This is a genomic window from Actinoplanes xinjiangensis, assembly GCF_003148685.1.
Taxonomy (GTDB): domain Bacteria; phylum Actinomycetota; class Actinomycetes; order Mycobacteriales; family Micromonosporaceae; genus Actinoplanes; species Actinoplanes xinjiangensis.
The window spans coordinates 89,311-110,663 of sequence record NZ_QGGR01000020.1 but is presented as its reverse complement, the minus strand read 5'-3'; the positions used below and the strand labels follow the sequence as shown (position 1 = coordinate 110,663).

General features: G+C 72.2%; 27 protein-coding genes. 18 read left to right on the top strand and 9 right to left on the bottom strand.

Features of this window, described 5'->3' with window-relative positions; genetic code table 11:
* Positions 1–28 precede the first annotated feature (28 nt).
* Together BC793_RS34305 and BC793_RS34300 are read left to right on the top strand one after the other, a co-directional pair.
* Positions 29–1,531: an MFS transporter gene (locus BC793_RS34305; protein ID WP_109600153.1), complete on the top strand. Its 1,503-nt coding sequence runs from the start codon at positions 29–31 to the stop codon at positions 1,529–1,531.
* Positions 1,532–1,544: 13 nt separating this feature from the next.
* On the top strand, positions 1,545–2,141 hold the full coding sequence (locus BC793_RS34300; protein WP_109600151.1) for a TetR/AcrR family transcriptional regulator: 597 nt from the start codon (positions 1,545–1,547) through the stop codon (positions 2,139–2,141).
* Positions 2,142–2,183: 42 nt separating this feature from the next.
* Here the strand turns inward: BC793_RS34300 and BC793_RS34295 are convergent, their stop codons facing one another.
* The 4 genes from BC793_RS34295 to BC793_RS34280 form a co-directional block, all read right to left on the bottom strand.
* Positions 2,184–2,633, bottom strand: coding sequence for a hypothetical protein (locus tag BC793_RS34295; protein WP_109600149.1), 450 nt, complete (start codon positions 2,631–2,633; stop codon positions 2,184–2,186).
* Positions 2,634–2,707: 74 nt separating this feature from the next.
* A complete protein-coding gene (locus BC793_RS34290) occupies positions 2,708–3,340 on the bottom strand; it encodes a class I SAM-dependent methyltransferase (RefSeq protein ID WP_203896463.1) in 633 nt (210 codons plus the stop codon).
* 147 nt (positions 3,341–3,487) lie between these two features.
* On the bottom strand, positions 3,488–4,474 hold the full coding sequence (locus tag BC793_RS34285; RefSeq protein ID WP_239170438.1) for a phosphotransferase: 987 nt from the start codon (positions 4,472–4,474) through the stop codon (positions 3,488–3,490).
* Positions 4,467–5,342: an EamA family transporter gene (locus BC793_RS34280; RefSeq protein WP_109600143.1), complete on the bottom strand. Its 876-nt coding sequence runs from the start codon at positions 5,340–5,342 to the stop codon at positions 4,467–4,469. Before BC793_RS34280 ends, BC793_RS34285 begins: the two co-directional genes overlap by 8 nt.
* A 69-nt stretch (positions 5,343–5,411) precedes the next feature.
* Between BC793_RS34280 and BC793_RS34275 the strand changes: the two genes are divergently transcribed.
* From BC793_RS34275 to BC793_RS34215, 13 genes are all read left to right on the top strand, one after another.
* Entirely contained in the window at positions 5,412–6,275 is an 864-nt protein-coding gene (locus tag BC793_RS34275; protein ID WP_109600141.1) for a LysR family transcriptional regulator, read from the top strand.
* Positions 6,276–6,421: 146 nt separating this feature from the next.
* Positions 6,422–6,739 (top strand): hypothetical protein, encoded by a 318-nt coding sequence (locus tag BC793_RS34270; RefSeq protein WP_109600139.1) that lies wholly within the window; start codon positions 6,422–6,424, stop codon positions 6,737–6,739.
* A 306-nt stretch (positions 6,740–7,045) separates the two neighbouring features.
* Positions 7,046–7,258 (top strand): hypothetical protein, encoded by a 213-nt coding sequence (locus BC793_RS34265; protein WP_109600137.1) that lies wholly within the window; start codon positions 7,046–7,048, stop codon positions 7,256–7,258.
* 28 nt (positions 7,259–7,286) lie between these two features.
* Positions 7,287–7,514, top strand: coding sequence for a hypothetical protein (locus BC793_RS34260; protein WP_109600135.1), 228 nt, complete (start codon positions 7,287–7,289; stop codon positions 7,512–7,514).
* Between the two features lie 364 nt (positions 7,515–7,878).
* Positions 7,879–9,405: an alpha/beta hydrolase gene (locus BC793_RS34255; RefSeq protein ID WP_109600133.1), complete on the top strand. Its 1,527-nt coding sequence runs from the start codon at positions 7,879–7,881 to the stop codon at positions 9,403–9,405.
* 90 nt (positions 9,406–9,495) lie between these two features.
* Entirely contained in the window at positions 9,496–10,161 is a 666-nt protein-coding gene (locus tag BC793_RS34250; RefSeq protein ID WP_109600131.1) for a DUF6882 domain-containing protein, read from the top strand.
* A 199-nt stretch (positions 10,162–10,360) separates the two neighbouring features.
* Positions 10,361–11,788: an FAD-dependent monooxygenase gene (locus tag BC793_RS34245; protein ID WP_109600129.1), complete on the top strand. Its 1,428-nt coding sequence runs from the start codon at positions 10,361–10,363 to the stop codon at positions 11,786–11,788.
* Between the two features lie 14 nt (positions 11,789–11,802).
* Positions 11,803–12,015, top strand: coding sequence for a helix-hairpin-helix domain-containing protein (locus tag BC793_RS34240; protein WP_109600128.1), 213 nt, complete (start codon positions 11,803–11,805; stop codon positions 12,013–12,015).
* 69 nt (positions 12,016–12,084) lie between these two features.
* Entirely contained in the window at positions 12,085–12,762 is a 678-nt protein-coding gene (locus BC793_RS34235; protein WP_109600126.1) for an RBBP9/YdeN family alpha/beta hydrolase, read from the top strand.
* Between the two features lie 18 nt (positions 12,763–12,780).
* Complete coding sequence (locus tag BC793_RS34230) at positions 12,781–13,317, top strand: RNA polymerase sigma factor (RefSeq protein ID WP_203896455.1); 537 nt, start codon at positions 12,781–12,783, stop codon at positions 13,315–13,317.
* A complete protein-coding gene (locus BC793_RS34225; protein WP_109600124.1) occupies positions 13,301–14,365 on the top strand; it encodes a hypothetical protein in 1,065 nt (354 codons plus the stop codon). Before BC793_RS34230 ends, BC793_RS34225 begins: the two co-directional genes overlap by 17 nt.
* Entirely contained in the window at positions 14,362–15,249 is an 888-nt protein-coding gene (locus BC793_RS34220) for an ABC transporter ATP-binding protein (RefSeq protein ID WP_239170437.1), read from the top strand. Before BC793_RS34225 ends, BC793_RS34220 begins: the two co-directional genes overlap by 4 nt.
* Positions 15,246–16,088: an ABC transporter permease gene (locus tag BC793_RS34215; protein ID WP_203896454.1), complete on the top strand. Its 843-nt coding sequence runs from the start codon at positions 15,246–15,248 to the stop codon at positions 16,086–16,088. The genes BC793_RS34220 and BC793_RS34215 overlap by 4 nt, the downstream gene beginning before the upstream one ends.
* Here BC793_RS34215 and BC793_RS34210 read toward each other — a convergent pair.
* Both BC793_RS34210 and BC793_RS34205 read right to left on the bottom strand, forming a co-directional pair.
* Positions 16,050–16,487: a hypothetical protein gene (locus tag BC793_RS34210; RefSeq protein ID WP_109600122.1), complete on the bottom strand. Its 438-nt coding sequence runs from the start codon at positions 16,485–16,487 to the stop codon at positions 16,050–16,052. The two genes, BC793_RS34215 and BC793_RS34210, sit on opposite strands and share 39 nt — an antisense overlap.
* Positions 16,484–17,011 carry an RNA polymerase sigma factor gene (locus tag BC793_RS34205; protein WP_239170436.1) on the bottom strand — a complete coding sequence of 176 codons (528 nt, stop codon included), beginning with the start codon at positions 17,009–17,011 and terminating at the stop codon, positions 16,484–16,486. The genes BC793_RS34210 and BC793_RS34205 overlap by 4 nt, the downstream gene beginning before the upstream one ends.
* Positions 17,012–17,054: 43 nt before the next feature.
* Here BC793_RS34205 and lexA point away from each other — a divergent pair, with 43 nt between their 5' ends.
* The 3 genes from lexA (at position 17,055) to BC793_RS34195 (ending at position 19,695) form a co-directional block, all read left to right on the top strand.
* Complete coding sequence (gene lexA, locus BC793_RS34200; RefSeq protein ID WP_109600118.1) at positions 17,055–17,714, top strand: transcriptional repressor LexA; 660 nt, start codon at positions 17,055–17,057, stop codon at positions 17,712–17,714.
* A 78-nt stretch (positions 17,715–17,792) separates the two neighbouring features.
* Entirely contained in the window at positions 17,793–17,927 is a 135-nt protein-coding gene (locus tag BC793_RS52460; protein ID WP_275416271.1) for a hypothetical protein, read from the top strand.
* Positions 17,928–18,054: 127 nt separating this feature from the next.
* Positions 18,055–19,695 carry an ankyrin repeat domain-containing protein gene (locus BC793_RS34195; RefSeq protein WP_158319443.1) on the top strand — a complete coding sequence of 547 codons (1,641 nt, stop codon included), beginning with the start codon at positions 18,055–18,057 and terminating at the stop codon, positions 19,693–19,695.
* A 69-nt stretch (positions 19,696–19,764) separates the two neighbouring features.
* On the opposite strand, the gene BC793_RS34190 is transcribed toward BC793_RS34195, so the two are convergent.
* The 3 genes from BC793_RS34190 to BC793_RS34180 all read right to left on the bottom strand — a co-directional run bounded on the left by BC793_RS34190 (position 19,765) and on the right by BC793_RS34180 (position 21,349).
* On the bottom strand, positions 19,765–20,283 hold the full coding sequence (locus tag BC793_RS34190; protein WP_109600114.1) for a GNAT family N-acetyltransferase: 519 nt from the start codon (positions 20,281–20,283) through the stop codon (positions 19,765–19,767).
* 218 nt (positions 20,284–20,501) lie between these two features.
* Entirely contained in the window at positions 20,502–21,068 is a 567-nt protein-coding gene (locus tag BC793_RS34185) for a class I SAM-dependent methyltransferase (RefSeq protein WP_109600112.1), read from the bottom strand.
* Entirely contained in the window at positions 21,065–21,349 is a 285-nt protein-coding gene (locus BC793_RS34180; RefSeq protein WP_109600110.1) for a putative quinol monooxygenase, read from the bottom strand. Before BC793_RS34180 ends, BC793_RS34185 begins: the two co-directional genes overlap by 4 nt.
* Between the last annotated feature and the right edge of the window lie 4 nt (positions 21,350–21,353).

Sequence of the window (21,353 nt, the reverse complement as noted above, 5' to 3'; positions counted from 1 at the left end):
TGCACCGACCAGTCGGTACAGTTTCGGCATGCTCCTGTCACCGACCCCTGTCGCGCCACCCCGGCGCCGGTGGGCGGCGCTGGCCGTCCTGGCCGCGGCCGTGCTCCTGCTCGCCATCGACAACACCGTCCTCGCCCTGGCCGTGCCGGCGCTGACCGCCGACCTGGCGCCCACCGGCGAGCAGATCCTCTGGATCGGTGACGTCTACTCGCTGGCCCTGGCCGGTCTGCTGGTGCTGATGGGCAACCTGGCCGACCGGTTCGGCCGCAGACGGATCCTGCTGCTGGGCGCGACCGCGTTCGGTGCCGTGTCGCTGCTCGCCGCGTTCGCCGCCAGCGCCGAGCAGCTGATCGGGGCCCGGCTGCTGCTCGGGGTGGCCGGGGCGACCCTGATGCCGTCGACGCTGTCGCTGATCCGCAACCTGTTCCCCGACGACACCGAGCGGGCCCGCGCCATCGCCATCTGGTCCACCGCGTTCGGTGCCGGCTCGGCGATCGGCCCGCTGGCCGGCGGTTTCCTGCTGGAGCACTTCTGGTGGGGCTCGGTCTTCCTGATCAACGTGCCGGTGATGGTCGGGGTCCTGATCTCCGGGTGGCTGCTGCTGCCGGAGTCCCGCGACCCCGAGCCGGGCCGTTTCGACGTCCTGTCGGCGGCGCTGTCGATGGCCGCGATCGTCCCGCTCGTCTTCGCGATCAAGCACGTCGCCGGGCACGGCGCCGACGCGGTGACGATCGGCTGCGTGCTGGCCGGCGTGACCGCGGGTGTCCTGTTCGTCCAGCGTCAACGGCGTCTCGACCAGCCGATGCTCGACGTGGAACTGTTCCGCTCCCCCGCGTTCTCCGGAGCCGTCGCCGCGAACGTCATCGCGATCTTCGCGCTGACCGGGCTGCTGTTCTTCTTCTCCCAGTACCTGCAGCTGGCCCGCGGCCACAGCCCGCTGCGGGCCGGTCTGGCCGAACTCCCGGCGACCATCGCCTCGATCGCGGTCGTCGCGCTGATCGGCGTCGCGGTGACCCGGCTCGGGCGGGGCCGGGCGATCGCCCTCGGTCTGGCCACGGCCGCGGGCGGCCTCGCCCTGGTCGCGGCGGCCGCCCATGGACCGTACCTCTGGCTCGGTCTTGCCCTGGTGCCCATCGGTCTGGGCATCGGGCTGGCGATGACGCTCACCGGCGACGCCATCGTGTCGGCCGCGCCGCCGCGCAAGGCCGGCTCGGTGTCGGCGATCACCGAGGCCGCCAACGAGCTCGGTGTCGTCCTGGGCATCGCGGTCCTCGGTTCGCTGGTCTCGTTCGTCTACCGCAGCACCGTGACGATCCCTTCCGGCCTGTCGGCCGAGGACACCGCGACGGTACGCGACTCGCTCGGCCCCGCCCTTCAGGTGCTGGGCCCGCAGTCACCGGCCGCCGACGGTGCCCGCGACGCGTTCATCGCCGGCATGCAGGTCACGTCCGTGGTCGCGGCGGTCCTGACGTTCGCCGCCGCCCTGCTGGCGTGGCGCCTGATCCCGTCGCCGCGCGCGACCCGGCCGTAGGTAGGTTGTCGTCGTGGGACGCACAGCGGGCCGGTCACCGGAGGAGACGAGGCGGGCGCTGCTGGCGGCCGCCGCCGAGGCGATCCGGGTGCGTGGCATCCACGCCTCCCTGGACGAGATCGCCCGCTTCGCGGGAGTGTCCAAGGGCGGCCTGATCTACCACTTCGCCAGCAAGGACGAGCTGATCACGGCGCTGGTCCGCACCGAGCTGGCCGCCTTCCAGGCCGCCATCGACGCCGAGCTGGACCCGGCCGACACCGCCCCCGGCCGGCTGACCCGCGCCTACATTCGGGCCGTGCTGTCCGGCACCGACGACGAGGCCCGCGAATCGCTGGCCCTGATCACCCAGCTGATGACCCTGCCCGCGGTCGCCGAGGTGGCCAGGGCCGACGCCGAGCGCATCGACGCCGCCCTGGCCGCCGACGGTCTGCCCGAGGACGTCCTGGCCCTGGTGGTCGCCGCCGCCGACGGCATCAGCAGCGCCCCGCTGTGGGGTGGTTCGACCAACACGCCGGCCGACCGCCGCGTCGCCGAGCGGCTGCTGCACCTCACCCGCCACCCGCAGTGGTGGGAGTCGCTTCCCTGGCCGCCGTCGCAAGCCGGGAGTTGACCGGGTGCCGCACCGTGGCGCACCCGTCGGTTCGCGGCGGGCTCAGGGTCCGCGGCGCCGGCCGATGAGCCGGATCACCCCGAGGCTGCCGCACAGCAGCAGAAGCCACGTCCACGGCCCGGCCAGCACGCCACCCACGCCGTCCCAGGGGCCGTCCCGGCCGGCATCGGGCGGGAAGCGCGCCGCGACGCCGAAGGACCACACGGCGCACGCCGCCGACCCCACGGCCAGCACCGCCGACCCGAGGACCACCGACACCGGTGCCCGCCAGCCGGCCGCACCGGCCGCGGCCACCGCCAGCACGGCACCGGCGGCCGCATACCCGCCGCCGGAGACCAGGTGGTCACCCCGGCTCAGGCTGAACTGGAGAAAGTGCAGGGATCCGTAGCCGACCACCAGGCCGTTGACCGCGGTACAGCTGATCAGCACCCACCAGGTGACCAGGCCGCGGCGACCGCGCAGCCAGCTCAGCCACCGTTCCCGCCCGGCCATCAGAGGCACCGTACCCGAGCAGCGGGCCGTCCCGCGGCCGTCGCGCGGGCACTGGCCCGGATCACCCGCCCGGTCTACCCGCCGGCGCCGAGGGTGAGGGACTGGAACCGGAACCCGCGCCCGGTGTCGACCGGATGGAAGTCGACCACGTCGAAACCCGCGTCCGTGGCGAAGCCGGCCAGTTGCTCGTCGGTGCGCCGCGAGAAGAACCGCGGCGGCACGTGCTGGTCACCCTCGATGGGCCCTTCGGCGCTCTCGGCGCCGCCGTACACCCCGACGAACAGCAGGCCACCGGGGCGCAGCAGCGCCCGGATCGCCGCCAGAACCGCGGGCAGGTCGCGGTTGGGCACGTGCAGCAGACAGTTCATCGCGAACACCGCGTCGAACGAGCCGGCCGGGAAGTCCAGGTGCAGGAAGTCCATCACGTGCGCCTCGACGCCCTTGTCCCGGCAATGCCCGACCATCACCGGCGACAGATCGACCGCGACCACCGACAGGCCCTGCTGCTGGAAGAACAGGCTGTCCTGCCCGGTGCCCGCGCCCACCTCCAGCAGGCGCACACCGGGAGCCAGCCGGTCGCGGAACGCCTGGCGCTCCACCAGCTTCCACGGCTCCTTGGATATCCCGTCGCGCCAGGCCGCACCGTTGTCGTACGCCTCGCGCAGCGGCTGAAGAACCTCGTCGTACCGCACATCCATGTCGATAATGGTCGCACCGGGGAGGGGAGCCGTCGTGAGCCGGGAGACCGAGCTGCTCCACCGGCGCCTGCTACGGGCCCGAGACGCCAGCGACGTGGCCCTGCGGGATCCGTTCGGCAATCCGGTCCGCATCGTCGAGCAGGGCGGCTGAGCCGGTCAGACGGCCTCGGACCAGTCGGCGATCAGCTGGAACATCGGGGCCCGGCCGGCGAACATCGACTCCCAGTCCCGGGTGTCGTAACCACGGCCGTGCGGGCTGCTCCACGCCGACGCCAGCATCCGCGGCAGCAGCCAGAAGTACTTGGTGGCGCCGGTCACCATGATGGCCCGCCGCACCTCGCCGGGCGCCAGGACGTCGGCGACACCGCGGGCATAACCGCCGATCACCGCCTCGACCACGGCCGGCAGGCGGGCCACGTCGACGTAGCCGTCCCAGAAGGTGTCGAGGGCGAGGTTCGCCGCGTCCTCGCCCAGGGCGCCCGGTCCCGCGTACGCCCAATCGAGAAGAACCGGACCGCGACCGGAACCGATCAGATTCATCGGCCAGACGTCGTGGTGGCAGAGGGTGCGCGGCAGCGCGGCCGACGCCTCGATCAGCTCGTGCCGCCGCTCCCACAACCGCCGCAGCCCGGCGCGCAGCGCCACGGGCAGGGCGGCCTCCGCCGCCGGATGGTCCCAGCGCAGGTCGTCCGGCACCGGCTGCGCGAGGGTGTAGTCGGTGAGGAAATCGCGGGCCAGCCAGGCGAGCGGCGGCGGGTTCCCGGCCCATCCGCTCTGCGCCACCCCGAGCTGGTACGCACACCCGCCCAGATCCTCGGTGCCGAGGGACATCCCGGCCGTGCCCGTGACGTCCTCGAGGATCATCTCGATCGCGTCGTCCCCCATCGGGTTCAGTGCGATCAGCGCCGGCCCCCGCAGTCCGCCGGCCGCGAACGCCGACTGGGCCAGCCCGGTCTCGTAGACCAGCGGTTCGCGTCGCCAGTAGTTGAAATGCCCCGGTTCATCGCTGGCCGCGAGATGGGCGGCGGCCCCGTCCCGCCGCGCGTTGACGATCTTGCGGATCGCCGTGCCGTCGCCGTGCCGGATCCGCCAGACGCCGCCGGTGACCTCGTTGGCGGTCGAGTGAACCAGTTGCTCAGCCACGTCCCGCATTCTGCCGGACCGCGACCACGTTGACCGCCACCACGACGGCGATCCCGATCCACTCGTGCAGCGCCAGCACCTGTCCGAGAAGGACCAGCCCGGCGAGCGCCGCGAAGACGGGGTGGACACTCATCACCACACCGAAGTAGCCGGTCGGCACCCGGCGCAGCGCCAGCAGGTCGATCACGTAGGGGACGACCGACGCCATCAGCCCGGCGGCCAGACCGTACGCCAGGGCCGCCGGTGTCATCCGGCCCTGCACCACCAGGATGATCACCAGCGGGAGGGTCAGCACCGCGGCGACCGTCGTGGCGGCCGCGGTCGCCTGCAGACCGGGCAGGCGCCGGCCGAGAAGCCGGTTCAGCAGGATGTAGGACGCCCAGCAGCACGCGGCGACGATCCCACAGCCGATGCCGACCCAGTCACTGCTGCCCGACGGCAGGACCAGCACGTACACGCCGGCGCCCGCCCCGGCCGCGCACAGCAGGTCGAGGCGGCTGCGGGAGGCGGCGAGCGCGACCGCCAGCGGGCCGAGGAACTCCAGCGTGACCGCGAGGCCCAGCCCGATCCGGTCGATGGCGGTGTACAGGGTCAGGTTCATCGCCACGAACACGGTGCCGAGCAGGATCGTCGGCCACCACTGGGCCCAGGTGAACCGGCGGAAGTTCGGGCGTACCACCGGCAGCAGCACCGACGCGGCGACGAACTGCCGCACCGCGACCACACCGGACGGGCCAATCAGATCGAACGCGTGCGCGCCGATCGCCGCGCCCGTCTGGTTGCTGGCGGCGCCGCCCATCATCATCGCCAGCCCGGCGAGCCGCGAGCCCCGCCGCGTCACCGTTCTGTCCTCGAGCGCAACCGTCATGTGATGAGTGTCGGCGTCCCGGCACGGAGGAGAGAAATACGCCCGGTGCGGGACTTATACGCTGAGCGCATGGATCTTCAGCTGCGTCACCTGCGTGCCCTGGTCGCGGTGGTCGACACCGGTACGTTCACCGACGCCGCCACCGAACTCGGCGTCTCCCAGGCCGCGGTGTCCCGGTCGATCGCGGCGCTGGAGGCGGCGCTCGGCGTCCGCGTGCTGCAGCGCACCACCCGCCACGTCACGCTGACCGGCACCGGAACGCAGGTCCTGGCCGGCGCCCGCCGCATCCTGGACGAGGTCACCCACCTCAGCCGGCTCGCCGAGGGCCGGCGCAGCGAACTGCGGATCGGGTACGCGTGGGCCGCCCTCGGCAAACACACCCGCCGCCTCCAGCGCACCTGGGCGGCCCTGCATCCGGGGACGCCGCTGGTGTTCGTGCACACCAACACGCCCAGTGCCGGGCTCAGCGACGGCACCGCCGACGTCGCCGTCGTCCGCCGCGCCCTGACGGACCCCCGGTTCGCGTCGGCGCTGATCGGCACCGAGGCCCGGTGCGCGGCCGTCGCCACCGACAACCCGCTCGCCCGGCGCCGCACCCTGCACGTCCGCGACCTGGTCCGCTACCCGGTCGCCATCGACGCCCGCACCGGGACCACCACGCTCGACCTGTGGGCGCCCGGCCCGAGCCCCGCGCACGTGCGCACCACCCACGGTGTCGACGAATGGCTCCTGCTGATCGCCGCCGGCCAGGCGGTCGGCATCACGTCGGAGGCCACCGCCAACCAGAACCCCCGCCCCGGGGTCGCGTACCGGACGCTGCGCCAGGCCCCCCGCATCGACGTCTGGCTCGCCTGGTGGCGCGACGACCCACCGGCGGACCTAACCGATCTGGTACGCCTGAGCCGGGCCGCCTACACCCCGTCCACGCCCTGAACCGAACCGTCTGTTCGCTCCCCCGCCGAGTGGTGCTGCGCTCTGCGGGGCGGGTCACCACCCGTACGTCATCCTAGGAAGATAGGTTGAAACCTCCGGCTCGGGGGCGATGGAACGCAGGCCGTCGCCGCAGGGACAATTCGGTTATGCGTTGCGGTGAGCCGTTCCCGTTCCAGGGTCGCGTCGTCTGGTTGACCCCCGAGCAGGGCGGCCGGACGTCGGGCCCGCCTGCGGGATCCGGCGACTACGCCGCGACGGCCTACGTCCCGCCGCAGTCGGCCGAGGAAGGCCTGGCCTCCTTCGTCCTGCGGATCACCGACCCGCAGGCGTGGATCTCGCTGGCCGAGGGCGCGTGGCTGGTTCCGCCGGACGACCCGCGGTTCACCGTCACGCCGGGCGCGGTCCTGGTGGTCACCGAAGGGCCGCAACCGGTCGCGTACTTCCACGTGGCCGCCGTCCACTGATCCGCACCGCGCGGCCTTTGGGCCGGTGCCCGCTCCGATCGCCCGGAAATTCGCGGTCATCCCGTCCGGCCGCCAGCGGGCGGTTACATCTGCGCGAACCGGCCGTTTCCCGACCGGTCACCGGAGCTGGTCCATTCAACCTTGCCAATTAATATTGCGTTTTATGTGGATTAGGCCTCATATTCAGGTCGAGGGTCACGGAGAGGTAACGACAACGGGGCGTCGGAACCTCTGACATCGGGGTCATGGCCCTCACCGGTGCACATGCGTCGGGATCCGGCGCATCGCTCGGATCGGAGGTCGACCATGTCCTTCTCCACCTCTCTGATGTCGCTTCTCGACACACCGATCGCCTACCTGGCCGTCGCCACCGCATGCCTGTTCATCGGGCTGGCGTCCCTCAGGCGGGCGCTCGCCCCGCTCGGGCCCCTGCTGCGAGCCGTGGCGGCGGCCGTCGTCGTCACCGTCACCACCCTGGCGGCTCTGGCGCTGGTCGCCGTCGCCGCGTTCACCTCGTGAGCCCGCCGCGGAAGACAGGAGCACGCCCGTGTTCGAGCACGCCCTCGCCGTAACCGCGGCCACCACGGTCGCTCTGCTGGTCCTGACCGAGATCGTCGCGGCAGTGCTGCCGATGGTGATCGTCCTGCTGTTCGTCCCACCGCACGAACGTGACGGGCTGGCCCGTCTCCTGGCGGCCTGCGACAGCTCCCGCCGACTGCGCCTGTGGCCGGCGCTGCGGGCCGCCGTCCACGCACGCCGCCGCGCCGGGTCGTAACGTCCGGCCCCGGCACACTTCCCATCCACCGAGAATCCGGCCGTGGGCCCCCGCCCGCGGCCGGTATCCAGCCCTCCGGCTGCAGGCGCCCGTGAGTAGATCTTGGTCAAGCTTGCGGACCACAGTGGCGCGTGCGGCACCGACCGGCTGTGCCGCACGCGCATCGGATGCCGGCGGTGCCGCGTTCGGGCAGCTCAAGCCGTTGGGATCAGGACGGCGCGCAGAAGGCAGAAGTCGACATCGACGTGGCCCGCCGGGCAGCGACGGCAGGCAGCCGCGGATCACCGTCGACAACGGGTGCAGCGATACATCTGGATACGTGAGAGCATGCGCTGGTTCCTGCTTCCCACCGGAAGGAGTGTCCATGCGCCGATTCGCCGTTCGGGCGGGCACCGCGCTCGCCCTCATCACCGCCGCGATCGCCGTGCCCAGTGCCGCGACCGCCGCCGCGCCGTCGATCGCCTGGTCCGCCTGCACCGAGACCGCTCTGCTGGGCTTCGACTGCGCCACCTACGAGGTGCCGCTCGACCACGACAAGCCAGGTGGCCCCACCACGACGATCGCCCTGTCCCGCCGGCCCGCCGACGACCCGGCCCGGAAGATCGGCACGATCTTCGTGAACCCGGGTGGCCCGGGTGGCGCCGGGCGGGGCATGGTGCGGTCCTCGGCCCGGATCGCGTCGCCCGAGGTCCTGGCCCGATTCGACCTGGTGGGTTTCGACCCGCGCGGGATCGGGGCCAGTGATCCCGTCCAGTGTTATCCGACCGACGCCGAGGCGGAGGCCGTCCTCGAACGGATCGCCAACGTGCCGATCACCAGGGAACAGATCCGCAACACGCTCACCGCGAACTGGGAGTACACCGAGGCCTGCAAGAGGAACATGGGCCCTCTGCTGACCCACATGAGCACGCTGAACGTGGCCAAGGACCTCGACCTGCTGCGCCGGGGCGCCGGTGACTCCCGGCTGACGTTCATCGGCTACTCCTACGGCACACTGATCGGCGCCACCTACGCCAACCTGTACCCGTCGAAGGTCCGGGCGGTCATCCTCGACGGCAACGTCGACCCGGACCAGCGGACCAACCACCGCCTGGCGAACAAGTTCGGCCGGGCCGGCGGCTTCGAGCTGGCGCTCACCGGTTTCCTCGCCGAATGCGACAAGGCCGGGGCCGCGTGCGCGTTCTCCGGCGACGCCCGCGGCAAGTTCGACAGGCTGCGCGACCGGCTGCGGCAGGGCCCGGCCGAGATTCCCGGCGAGGGCACCGTCACGATCGACGCCCTGGTCGGGTACATCGGGCAGCAGCTCTACAACATGGGCAACTTCCCGGCCGCGGCACGGACGCTGCAGAGCACGTACGACGCCGTCTTCGGCGATCCGGCGGCGCTGCGCTCGGCCGGCACCGGTCTGCCGAAGGCCCCACCGGGACGCGGCTGGCTCGGTGACGCGTACGCCTACAACAGCAACGACTCCTTCTACGCGGTGAACTGCGCGGACGCGCCGCTTCCCCGCAACCCCGCGCTGTACCCCGGCTTCGCGGCCGTCTTCGAGAAGGCGTACCCGACGTTCGGGCGCGCCGAGGCCTTCAGCGAGGTCGGCTGCGCCAACTGGCCGGTCGTCAAGGAGGCGTACGACGGGCCGTGGAACCGCCGCACCGCGCAGACGATCCTGGTCGTCAACCCGACGTACGACCCGGCGACCCGGTACGACTTCGCGGTCCGGATGACCCGCCAGCTCGGTAACGCACGGTTGCTGACGCTGGACGGGTTCGGGCACGCGAGCCGCTACAGCGCGTGTGTCACCAGCTGGTACACGCGCTATCTGATCAATGGCGAGGTGCCGCCGGCCGGCACCCGGTGCACGCAGGACACCGTTCCGTTCCCGGCTGTCTGAAGTCTGGCCCGCCGGTGCCGACCCGCGGGGTCGGCACCGGCGCAAAGGCATGTCACACTGCACCGGCTCCCTTGATCGAAAGGCCGGTCCGTGTCCACGTTCGAAGTCCTGTTCGCTCAGCATGTCGCCACCGGCATGGCACGCCAGCTGGCGCTCGCCGACCTGCTCGGTGATCGCGGCTGGCAACTCGACCTGAACGCCGGGCTGGTCACGTTCGGCGACGATCTGCGGTACCCGGTGCAGTTGCTGGGCACCGAGAGTCACGCCGACCGGACGTGGCTGTGGGCCTGGGCCAACAGCGCCAGCAACCTGGACCCGACGCTGCTGCAACTGGCCGGCTGGTTGCGCGAACACGGGCGCGCCGAGGGCATCCGGGAGTTCTTCGAGCCGTCACTGCGGCTGGACAACATCGACGGTCACCGGCTGTCGCTGGTCGCGTCCGGGTTGACCGGCCGCCCCTACTACCGGGGCACCTACAACGGCGGTGCGATCTTCTTCCATCTGGAGAACCTCCCGTCGAAGGTGCAGGGCGCGGTGTCACCGGAGCGGGCGTTCACCGTTCTCGGCCAGGTGCTCCAGTCGTTCGCCGTCGACCACCGCACGGTCGTGGTGTCGTTCCTCCGCCAGCAGGGCTGGCGCGTCGACGACGGCAAGGCCGGTGTGCTCGGCCGGCACCCGGACGGCTCGCACATGCGGGTCACCTTCGACCACCTGGGACGCATCAGCGACCTGAACGGCCAGGTCCAGCCGCGCTGACGCCACGCCGGCGCACGAGGACTGGACGTGACGCCGTCCGGGCTTGTACCTTGCAGCGGACCGCGACACCACCCGAGGAGGTGAGACCCATGAACGCTGTATCGATGTGGGTGCTCCCTCTCCCGTCCCGGTCGGGCGTCTGAGGTAGTCGTCGCCGGGAGCGCCCCCACCACCAGGGCACTCCCGAAAGGCAACACCCATGGATTTCGACGTGATCATCGCCGGTTGCGGGCCGACCGGCGCGGTGCTGGCCGCCGAACTACGGCTGCACGACGTACGGGTACTCGTCCTGGAGAAGGACACCGAGCCGACCTCGATCGTGCGCATCGTCGGGTTGCACATCCGCAGCCTCGAACTGCTGGCCATGCGCGGTCTGCTGGACCGCGTCCTGGAACACGGGCGGCGGCGCCCGGCCGGTGCCTACTTCGCCGCCATCGACCGGCCGGCGCCACCGGGCCTGGACTCCGCGCACGCCTTTCTGCTGGGCATCCGGCAGCCGGTCCTGGTCGGTCTGCTCGAGGAGCATGCGAGCGCCCTGGGCGCACAGATCCGGCGCGGGCACGAGGTGACCGGTGTCGACACCGATCACGACGGTGTGGCCGTCACCCTCGCCGACGGGCGGCGGCTGCGGGCGCGTTACCTCGTCGGCTGCGACGGCGGGCACAGCACGGTGCGCAAACTGCTCGGGATCGGGTTCCCCGGCGAGCCGAGCCGCAACGAGACGCTGATGGGTGAGATGGAGGTGGGCGTTGCGCCGGCGGAGATCGCCGCCAGGGTGACCGAGGTCCGCCGGACCGACAAGCGGTTCAGCGTGCAGCCGTTCGGCGACCGCATCCATCGCGTCATCGTCCCGGGTCCGGCGGCCGGCGACCGCGCGGCACCGCCCACCCTCGAGGACTTCCGGCAGCAGTTGCGCACCGTCGCCGGAACCGACTTCGGCGTGCACTCGCCGCGCTGGATGTCGCGGTTCGGCGACGCCACCCGGCTGGCCGAACGCTACCGGGCCGGGCGGGTGCTGCTGGCCGGCGACGCGGCGCACATCCATCCGCCCATCGGCGGGCAGGGTCTCAACCTGGGCGTGCAGGACGCGTTCAACCTGGGCTGGAAACTGGCGGCCCGGATCCGCGGGTGGGCGCCGGCCACGCTGCTCGACACCTACCAGGCCGAACGCCGGCCGGTCGCCGAGGACGTCCTGGACAACGCCCGCGCACAGACCGAACTGCTGTCCGACGGACCGGGCCCGCGGGCCGCGCACCGGCTGCTCACCGAACTGATGGACATCGACGAGGTGAACCGCCGCCTGCTGGAGAAGATCACCGCGATCGGGATCCGCTACGACTTCGGTCCCGGCCCCGATCTGCTCGGCCGCCGCCTGCCCGACCTCGACGTACGACAGGGGCGCCTCTACGACCTGCTGCATCACGGCCGCGGCCTGCTGCTGGACCGTACCGGGAGCCTGACCGCCGCCGGCTGGCCGGACCGGGTCGACCGGGTCGGGGACCCGGCCGCCGCAGTGGACGTTCCGGCTCTGCTGCTGCGCCCCGACGGTCATGTCGCCTGGATCGGCGACGATCAGCGGGATCTGGACGACCACCTGGCCCGCTGGTTCGGTGAGCGCGCCGATTGAACTAGGTTGGGCGGGTGAGCACCCGCGACGTTCCCGCCCGGATCGGTGACCTGCCGTCCATCGGCCGTCCCGCCACCAGCGCCCTGCTGCTGGCGGGCATCACCACGCTCGATGAGGTCGCCGCCCGCGGCCGCCGGGAGTTGCTGGCGATGCACGGCGTCGGCCCCCGGGCGATCAGGATTCTGGCCGACGCGCTGGCCGAGCGGGGCACCACGTTCGCGGATTGACGCTTCCGCGGATCGGCCGTCAGCAGAACGGGGTCGCCGGACGACGTGGCCGGCGGTCAGGGTGGGGCGATGGGGACCACGTATGTACTGATGCACAGCCCGTCGGTCGGGCCGGCCACCTGGGCACCTGTCGCGCGGTGCCTGCCCGGCTCGATCGTGCCGTCGCTGACCCACGTCGGCGCGGCGGGGCCACCGTTCTGGCCCGCGGTCGCCGGGGCCGTCGCCACCGCGATCAACCGGCTGCCGGCCGGGGAACGGGTGGTCCTGGTGGCCCACAGCAACGCGGGCCTGTTCGTTCCGGCCGTGGTGGCGGCCTCCGAACGTACCGTCGGGGCCCTGGTCTTCGTGGACGCCGCGGTGCCGGCCCGGCCGGGCCCCACCGCGGTGGTCTCGCCGGAGTTCCTGCCGTTCCTGCGGGCCATGGCCGGTGACGACGGCCTCCTGCCGCCGTGGACCACGTGGTGGGACGAGGCGGAGGTGGCGCCGATGTTCCCCGACGCCGGCACCCGGCGGACGGTCGAGGCGGAGCAGCCGAAGCTGCCGCTGACCTACTACGAACAGCTCGTTCCGGCGCCGCCCGGCTGGGACGACCGGACCTGCGGCTACGTGCTGTTCGCGCCGCCCTACGACGGAATCGCCGCGGAGTGCGGCTGGCCCGTCGAGCACCTGCCGGGCCAGCACCTGCATCAGCTCGTCGACCCGGACGCGGTCGCGGAGGCGATCAGGAAGTTGTCACATTCGGGTTAGCGGCGGTGCTTACCTGGTGTGAAGCAACTGTTGAAGGAGCGGGAGGGCGCCGTGCCGGCCTCCGTGCGATCCGACCTGGAGCACATCTTCCGGGCGGCCTACCCGAAAGTGGTCGGCGTGGCCGCCCGGGTCCTGGGCTCGCGGGACGAGGCCGAGGACGTCGCCCAGGAGACGTTCCTGGCCTTCGGCCGGACCAGCATCCCCGCCGGTGAGGCGCTCGGCTGGCTGTGCGTGGCGGCGGCGCACACCGCGCTCAACCACCGGCGGTCCGGGCGGCGGCGGGCCACCCGGGAGGAGGCGGCGTCCGTGCCGGCCGGTGTCGCCCCGGACGTCGCCGAGACCGTCGTGGCCAGAGACGAACATCAGCGGGTACGCGCGGCGCTGTCCCGCCTGCCCCGCAAGCAGGCCGTGGCCCTGGTCCTGCGGCACAGCGGCCTGAGTTACGCCGAGGTGGCGGCCGCCCTCGACCTTTCCCCGGCAAGCGTCGGCACCACCGTGCGGCGCGCCGAGTCCGCTCTTCGTGAGGAGTTGAACCGTGATGCGTCATCCCGGTGACGGCCTGCTGCGCCGACTGCTGGACGAGCCGGACGGAGTGGCCGACAATGACCGCTCGCACATCGACGACTGCCCGGCGTGCCTGTCGCGTCTGTCGGAGGTGTCCCGGGACGCCGCCGACATCGAGAACGCGCTGCGTTTCGACGTGAACGTCGACACCGACGACGCCTGGTCGCGCCTGCTCGCCGCGACCGCCGGCGAGGCACCCCGGCCGGTCCGGCAGCGCCGGCACCTGAAACGTACCCCGGTGGTGGCCGTCGTCGGTGTCCTCGCGCTGCTCGGCGGGGCGTCGGCGGCCGCGGCCGGGAACTGGTTCCAGATCTTCCGCACCGAACAGGTCACCCCGATCACGATCCCCCAGGCCGACCTGGTGCGGCTGCCGGAGCTGGAGGAGTTCGGCACGATGCGGGTGGAGAGCCGCCCGGCGATCCATGACGTCGACGACGCCCGGGCCGCGCGGGAGGCGACCGGCCTGGCCAGCCCGCGTGTCACCGACCTGCCCGCCGGGGTGACCGGGCAGCCCCGGTTCCTGGTCGGTGACCGGGTCGTGGGGGTGTTCACGTTCGACCGGGCGAAGGCGGAGAAGGCGCTGGGCCGCCCGGTCCCGGAACCGCCGGCCGGGCTGGCGACGACCGAGTTCCGGCTGACCGCGGGGCCGGGCCTGGCGGCGGTGTGGCCGGGCAACAGCGGGGCACCGGCACTGTTGGTCGGCCGGGTGGTGGCGCCGAAGGGATTCTCCAACGGCATCCCGTTCGAGACGGCCCGCGACTACCTGCTGGCCCTGCCGGGGCTGCCGCAGTCGTTGTCCAGCCAGCTCAAGGCGTTCACGAACGAGGGCGGAACACTGCCGCTGATCGTGAACGAGGGCAGCGAGACCAGCTTCACCACCGGGGTCGGCAAGGCACCGGCCACCGTCCTGTCGACCGAGGGCGGCGCGGTGTCGATCGTGTTCTGGGTGCAGGACGGCTTCATCAACGCGGTCGGCGGATCACTCAGCACCGACGAGGTCCTGCGGGTGGCCGGCGGGATCCGGTGGGCGGCCCAGTGACCGACTCCCCCGCCGTGTGGGCTTCCCACCTGCGGAAACGCTACAAGAACCGGACCGCGGTCGACGGGGTGTCGTTCACCGTCGGCCGCGGGGAGGTGCTCGGGCTGCTCGGGCCGAACGGCGCCGGCAAGACCAGCGTGATCAAGATGATGCTGGGGCTGGTCCGGCCGGACGCCGGTGAGGTGATGCTGCTCGGGCGCCCGCACACCGACCCCGGGTCGCGGGCCCGTGTCGGGTACCTGCCCGAGTTGTTCCGCTACCAGCCGTGGCTCAGCGCCGACGAGGTGCTGCGCCTGCACGTACGGCTGGCGGGTCTGAAGATCGGTGACCGGGACCGGCGGGAGAGCCTGGCCCTCGTCGGCCTCGCCGACCGGGCGAAGGATCGGGTGGGCGGTTTCTCCAAGGGCATGCAGCAGCGCCTCGGCCTCGCGGTGGCGCTGGTGGCCGCCCCCGAGCTGGTGGTGCTGGACGAGCCGACCAGCGCGCTGGACCCGCTCGGCCGCGCCGATGTGCGCGACCTGCTGCTGTCGCTGAAGGACCGTGGCGTCGCCGTGCTGCTGAACTCGCACCTGATCGGCGAGGTCGAACGGGTCTGCGACCGGGTGGTGATCCTCGACCACGGCCGGGTCGCGGCCTCCGGGACGCTCGCCGAGTTGCTCGGCCGCCGCTCGCTGCGGCTGTCGTTGACGGACGTGACCGCCGAGGCCGCGGCCATCCTCGAACCGTTCACCAGGGACGGCGACGTCTACACCGTCGCCCTGCCGGAGGACGTCCCGGCGCTCGTCGCCGACCTGGTCAAACGGGGTGTCCGGGTGCACGCGGTGGAACCGGCCCGGATGAGCCTCGAGGACCGCCTGCTGGAAGTACTACGGGAGAACTCGTGACGATCGTGCTGACCATCGCCGCGCTGACGCTGCAGGAGGCGTCGCGGCGCAAGGTGCTGCGCTCCCTCGGGGTGCTGACCGCGGTCCTGCTGGCGCTGAGCGCCTGGGGCTTCTCCGAGATCTCCTCCGACTACGGGGGCCTGACCAGCGGCGAGGCCAAGGTCGCCGGTTCGACGGTGCTGAACCTGGTGATGTTCGGGTTCAGTCTGATCGCCGCCCTGGGTACCGCGTTCCTGGCCGGGCCGACGCTGTCCGGCGAGGTCGAGTCGGGGGTGGCGCTGGCGGTGATGACCCGCCCGATCCGGCGGATGCAGGTGCTGACCGGGAAGTGGCTGGGACTCGTCGCGTTCGGTACCGGGTTCGTGACGGTCGCCGGGGTCGCCCAGTTCGTGATCGTGCACCTGACCGTCGACTACTGGCCGCCGCATCCGGTGACCGGGCTGGCGCTGCTCGCCGGCCAGACCGCGGCGCTGCTCACGCTGGGTGTGCTGTTCTCCACGGCGATCTCGCCGATGGCGTCCGGGATCGTCGCGGTCGGCCTGTTCGGGGCGACGTGGATCGCCGGGGTCGTCGGGTCGGTCGGTGACGCCCTCGGCAACCCGAGCGTCGCCATGGTGGGCACGGTGTCGCGGATGCTGCTGCCGACCGACGGGCTCTGGCGTGGCGCGATGAACTCCTTCCAGGATCCCGCCCTGCTCGCGCAGATCGGCTCCGGGGTGGAGGAGTCACCGTTCCTGAGCATGCAGCCGCTCACCGGCGTGTACCTGCTGTGGGCGGCGATCTGGACCGCGCTGGTGCTGTCACTGGCCGCCGTGTCCTTCCAGCGCCGCGATCTGTGACCGCAGCCGGTCACGACAGGCACGGGCCCGGACCAGCACGACGACCGCCACGGCGATCATCAGCAGGCCGGGCCCGGCCGCGAGCGGGCCGGCGACCACCACCGTGACCAGGGTGGTCGCGGTGGTGAACACGACCGCGAGCCGCCCGGCGATCACCCGGTCGACGGCGAACAGCGGACGCCGCCACAACGTCCAGGCCGCCAGCGCGGCCCAGGCGAGCCCGACGACGATCAACCCCGCAAAGGCCCATCGGGTACGGGTGGGCAGGCTCGCCGGCTCGGTGGCCCACAGTGTCGCGATCAGCGCCGAGCCGGTGAACCCGGCGATCCCGGCGGCGAGCAGCCCCCGTGACACCGGACGGATCAACTGTTCGGGGCGGTAGCCCGGTTCCTCGGTCACGTCGTGTATCCCTTCTCGGTCATCTGGTCGCGCAGCAGGCGGCGGGCCCGGTTGAGGCGGGACTTCACGGTCCCGGCCGGGACGCCGAGGATCTGCGCGCAGTCGTCGAGGGCCAGGTCGTGCAGGTAGAACAGGATCAGCACCTCCCGTTCGCGGACCGGCAGCCCGGCGAGCCCCTCGGTGATCTGGGCGCGGTCCAGCACACCGGTCACCTCGTCGGCGGTCACCGGTTCGGCGACCGGGCCTTCGTCGTACTCCTGCCTCAGATTCGCCTGCACCGCGCGGCGGGCGATGATGAGCAGCCACGGCGCGAAACGCTCGGGTTGCCGCAGCCCCGGCAGCGCCCGCAGCGCACGTGCCCACGCCTCCTGACTGACGTCGTCGGCGCGGCCCCGGTCGCCGAGCATCGCCCGCACATAGCGCCACACCGGCAGATGCCAGTGTCCGACCAGTTCACCGAGGGCCCGCCGGTCCCCGAGTTGCGCTCGCACCACGAGCAGCGCGTCCCGCTCCGCATCCGTCACATCAGAACAGTGCACGGCGCGGCGATTTGGGTTCACGTTTGTCATGAAGCAAGATCTCCAGGTGCTGCCCGAGGAAGAGTTCGACACATCCGTCCTGCCCGAGCGTCTCCGCCGCATTCTGACGGTGATCCGGGACGCCGCCGTGAAATACGGTTACGCCCCGTCGTCCCGCGAGATCGCCGACGCGCTGGGCCTGTCGTCGTCCTCGGTGAGCCGCCATCTGCGTACCCTCGAGGATCTCGGTTTCCTGCGCCGCGGCCGCACCGTGTCCCGCCCGGTCGACATCCGGATGTTCCTGGAGCCCGCCGAGACCGGCCGGGAGCCGGCCGACACGGTCGGTGTGCCACTGGTCGGCACGATCGCCGCCGGCAGCCCGATCCTGGCCGCCGAACACGCCGAGGAACTGCTCACCCTCCCGCGGGACCTGGTCGGCCGGGGCACCCTGTTCAGCCTCCGCGTGCAGGGCGACTCGATGATCGACGCCGCCATCTGCGACGGCGACATCGTGGTGGTACGCCAGCAGTCCGAGGCCTGGAACGGTGACATCGTGGCCGCCATGATCGACGAGGAGGCCACGGTGAAGGTCTTCCACCGCCGCGGCGGCCACGTCCTCCTGGAGCCGCGCAATCCCGCGTACGAGCCGATCCCCGGCGACGACGCGGTGATTCTCGGCAAGGTCGTCTCGGTGCTGCGGCGCGTCTGACGTCTTTCCTCCACCCGGGCGGCGGCCTGCCGACAGTGCCAGGCGAGTTCTCCGCCCCAGGAAAGACCGGCCGCTGTCATGAAGCGCAACCTCGTCGCCGACTACCTGGTGGCCGCGGGAAAGGTGCCGGTCACCAGCCCGCTGACCGGCCGGGTGCGGGAGGCGCTCGGACTGCCGGAGTCCGCGGTGGTCGAGGGTGTGCGCCCGGGTTAGGCGTGCGGTCCAGCGGTGTCGGCCGAGGCTCGGGGCGGCGCCGGGTGAACCGGGTGGACATGCGATGGTCTGTGATTACCGACCGGACCTCACCGAGACGACAGGGCGATGGCCGTTGTACGAGCCGATGGTGATCACACTCGCGCGAGACGGCGATCTACCCGCGCTCGGCCGGCTGCTCGACGAGGATCCGGCGGCGGTGAACGCCCGGGGGTGGATGGGCGAGACAGCGCTGCACGCCGCCGCCGCCGCGGGGTCGGCCGGCGCGGTTCGGATGCTGCTCGAGGCGGGAGCCGGCGCGCGGGCCCGACGTGACAACGGGGACACGCCGTTGCACCGTGCGGCGACCGGAGAGATCGCCGGGATGTTGTTCCGGGCCGGGCAGGAGGGTACGCCCGACCAGCACAACGAATTCGGGCAGACGCCGCTGCACTGTGCCCGGGACCGCGAGGTCACGGCGGTCCTGCTGCGATGCGGTGCCTCGATCGGCGCACGGGATCACCGAGGGATGACGCCACTGCACCATGCGGGCGTGGCGAAGGCACGGGTCCTGCTGGACGCCGGTGCCGACATCAAGGCCCGGGACGCTCAGGGCCGGACGCCGCTGCACGGTGCGGTCGGGGACGGCGACACCGAGCTGGTCGCGTTCCTGCTGGCGGAGGGCGCCGACCCGGTCGTACGCGATCACCGGGGCAGCAGCCCGCGCCACCTTGCCGGTTCCCCCGGACCGCGGGAGGTCCGCGACCTGGTGGTGGCGGCGGGCGGATCGCTCGCCGAGCCGGCCGATCCCCTGATCGTCGCCGGCAGCGCGCAGAGCGCCTTGCGCAGGAGCCGCGACGGACGCGGCGCCTTCAGCGTCGCCGGACACGCGACCCTGGTCCGGTGGCGGCTCGACCGACTGTCACGGCCGGAGATGATCGTCGCGACCGAGCACGCCGCGATCGGTGACCTGGCCGTTCATCCGCGCCGCCCGCTGATCGCGGTCGCGCCCGTCGATGCCCCCGCCGAGCTGCGCGGCGACGACCTCGCCGGCCCCGAGCCGCTTCACGGACTCGAGGAGGTCACCGCCCTGGCCTTCTCCCCCGGCGGCCGGTGGCTGGCTGCGGCCACCGGCCCCGAACGTGTCGTCCTGTTCGACCTGGACACCCGGCGGATCACCGCCGATGCCGAGGCCGGCGAACGCACCGACTGCGTGGACTTCTCGCCCGACGGCTCGCTGCTCGCGACGACCTGCTCCTTTCAGGGCGGCGCGCACGTACGCGTCGACCGGATCACGGCCGGCGGAGGGCTCGAGCCGCTCACCGAGATCAACCTGTCGGCGGGCGAGACGATCCCAGCCGCCGTGTTCACCCCGGACAGCCGGCACCTGGTGATCTGGACGACCTCCGGCATCGACGACGAGCGGCGTGCGGCGGGCCGGCGCGGCGAAGTGGCGCTGAGCGACACCGCCGGCCGGATGATCTGGCGGCGTGCGATCGACGCCGGGACGACCGGCAGGCGGGCACCACTGCGGGCGGTCGGGGCGCCGATGGGCTGGTTCACCAGGCCGTGCGTCACCCCGGACGGCGAGCGGATCGCACTCGGCTTCGATGGTGTGGTCCTGCTGATCGGGGCCGACGACGGCGAGCCTCTCGCCGTGCTGCCGGTCGACGGCTCCGTCGCCACCGCGGCCGTCGATCCCGTCACCGGCACCCTGGTCCTGGCCACCGACAAGGGTCTACGTGAGATCGGGGCGACCGCTCTGCGGCACCTCCGCGCCGGGGCCTGAGTACACGCCGCCACCGGCCCTGCCCGAGCGGGAGCGCTTCGGGCAGGGCCGGTCGCGACCGCCACTGCGTTACGCGATTGCCCTGTAGTAGTTGACGAGCGGAAGTCCGGTGAACCCGACCGCCTCGTAGAGGGCACGCGCGGGTGCGTGTCCGGGGTCGCCGCCTGTTCCCACGTGGATGAGACTGAGCCCTTGATCGCGGAGCCGCCCGATGGCGAACTCCATCAGGGTTCGGCCGTGACCACGACGCTGGTGTTCGGGGTGCACAGCGATCATCTCCACCATCCCCAGCGACTCGTCCGGGTCCTGCTGGAGGACGACGAAACCCACCGGGACATCGTCGGCCGTGGCCACGATGAAGGATTCCGAGTCGTCCGCAAGACAGGTTCTGCGGACGGCGGCGGCTTGCGCCACCTGCCATTGCGGGCGGTACAGCAGGTCGAAGATCGACGATCCGAGAAGGTTCGCGAACGAGACGAAGACCGGCTCCCAGGCCAGGAGAGACAGGTCGACGACCGCGTCCAGGTCGGCAGGTGTGAGCGGCCGGATCTGGGGCGACGGCACGGTGGTACGGGGCTGTTCGGGCATGCGGGTGCTCCCTTCCATGACGGCGAAGGCCGGTACGTGACACGTACGGGCCGGGGACGCTGGAAGCGGCGGAGCAAGGTGTCGACGGTTTGCTCGCCGCTCAGGAGCGGCGGGTGCGCCCGGCGGCGGTGCAGCAGCAGAGGAAGGTCACGAGGCGCACCCTAACGCGGGGATCGCCCCGCTCGCGAGCCGATTTCGGCCCGCCTGGTATCCACGGGTCACGACGTCTGACGACGTCGCCGGGTGCGCAGGAGGAAGCCGGGCAGGGTGCCGGTGACCGCGACCACGTCGACGGGCGTGACGGTGGTGCCGGTCCAGGCCGGTGGTGCGAAGGTGGTGAGCAGGTAGTCACCGGTGACGCCCCAGCCGTGGCCGCCGTCCGCGGAGATGGCCAGGATCGTCAGGCTCCCGCCGGGAACGGCCAGCCGAGGCAATAGGTCCAGGTAGTCGTCGACGTCGCCGTACCGGTGCAGGCTGTGCAGCAGCCCGGAGTCGACGATCGCGTCGAACGGCTCCAGGGACAGCTTCCGGGCGTCGCCGACGCGGAAGTCGATGTCCAGGCCCTCGGCGGCGGCCCTGGCGCGGGCCTGGTCGACGGCGACGGCCGAGATGTCGACGCCGGTCACCCGGTGCCCGCGCCGCGCCAGTTCCCGGGCCACGGCACCGGTGCCGCAGCCGATGTCGAGCACCCGGGGCCCGGTGACGTCGAGGTCGAGGGCCGGTTGCGCGATGCCGATCTCCCAGGGGGCGGTCCCGTCCCGGTAGATGTCGTCGTAGTCGGTCACGGCTGCTCGACGGCGCTGATCCGGTACTTGTGGACGTCGGCCGACCGGATGGCGGGCAGTTCGGGGGACGGGCCGGGAGTGTCACGGAAGCGGTGCAGGTCCTCGTCGGACTCCCACCGCTCGTAGACGGTGATCCGGGCCGGGTCGAGCGGATCGGGTGCCTGCACGAAGTCGAGGCAGCCCTCCGCCGAGCGGGCCCGGCGGGTCACGTCGGCGACGCCGGCCAGATAGCGGTCCCGTTCGGACGGTTCGACGCGCAGCTCACCGGCGATGATGATCAATTGT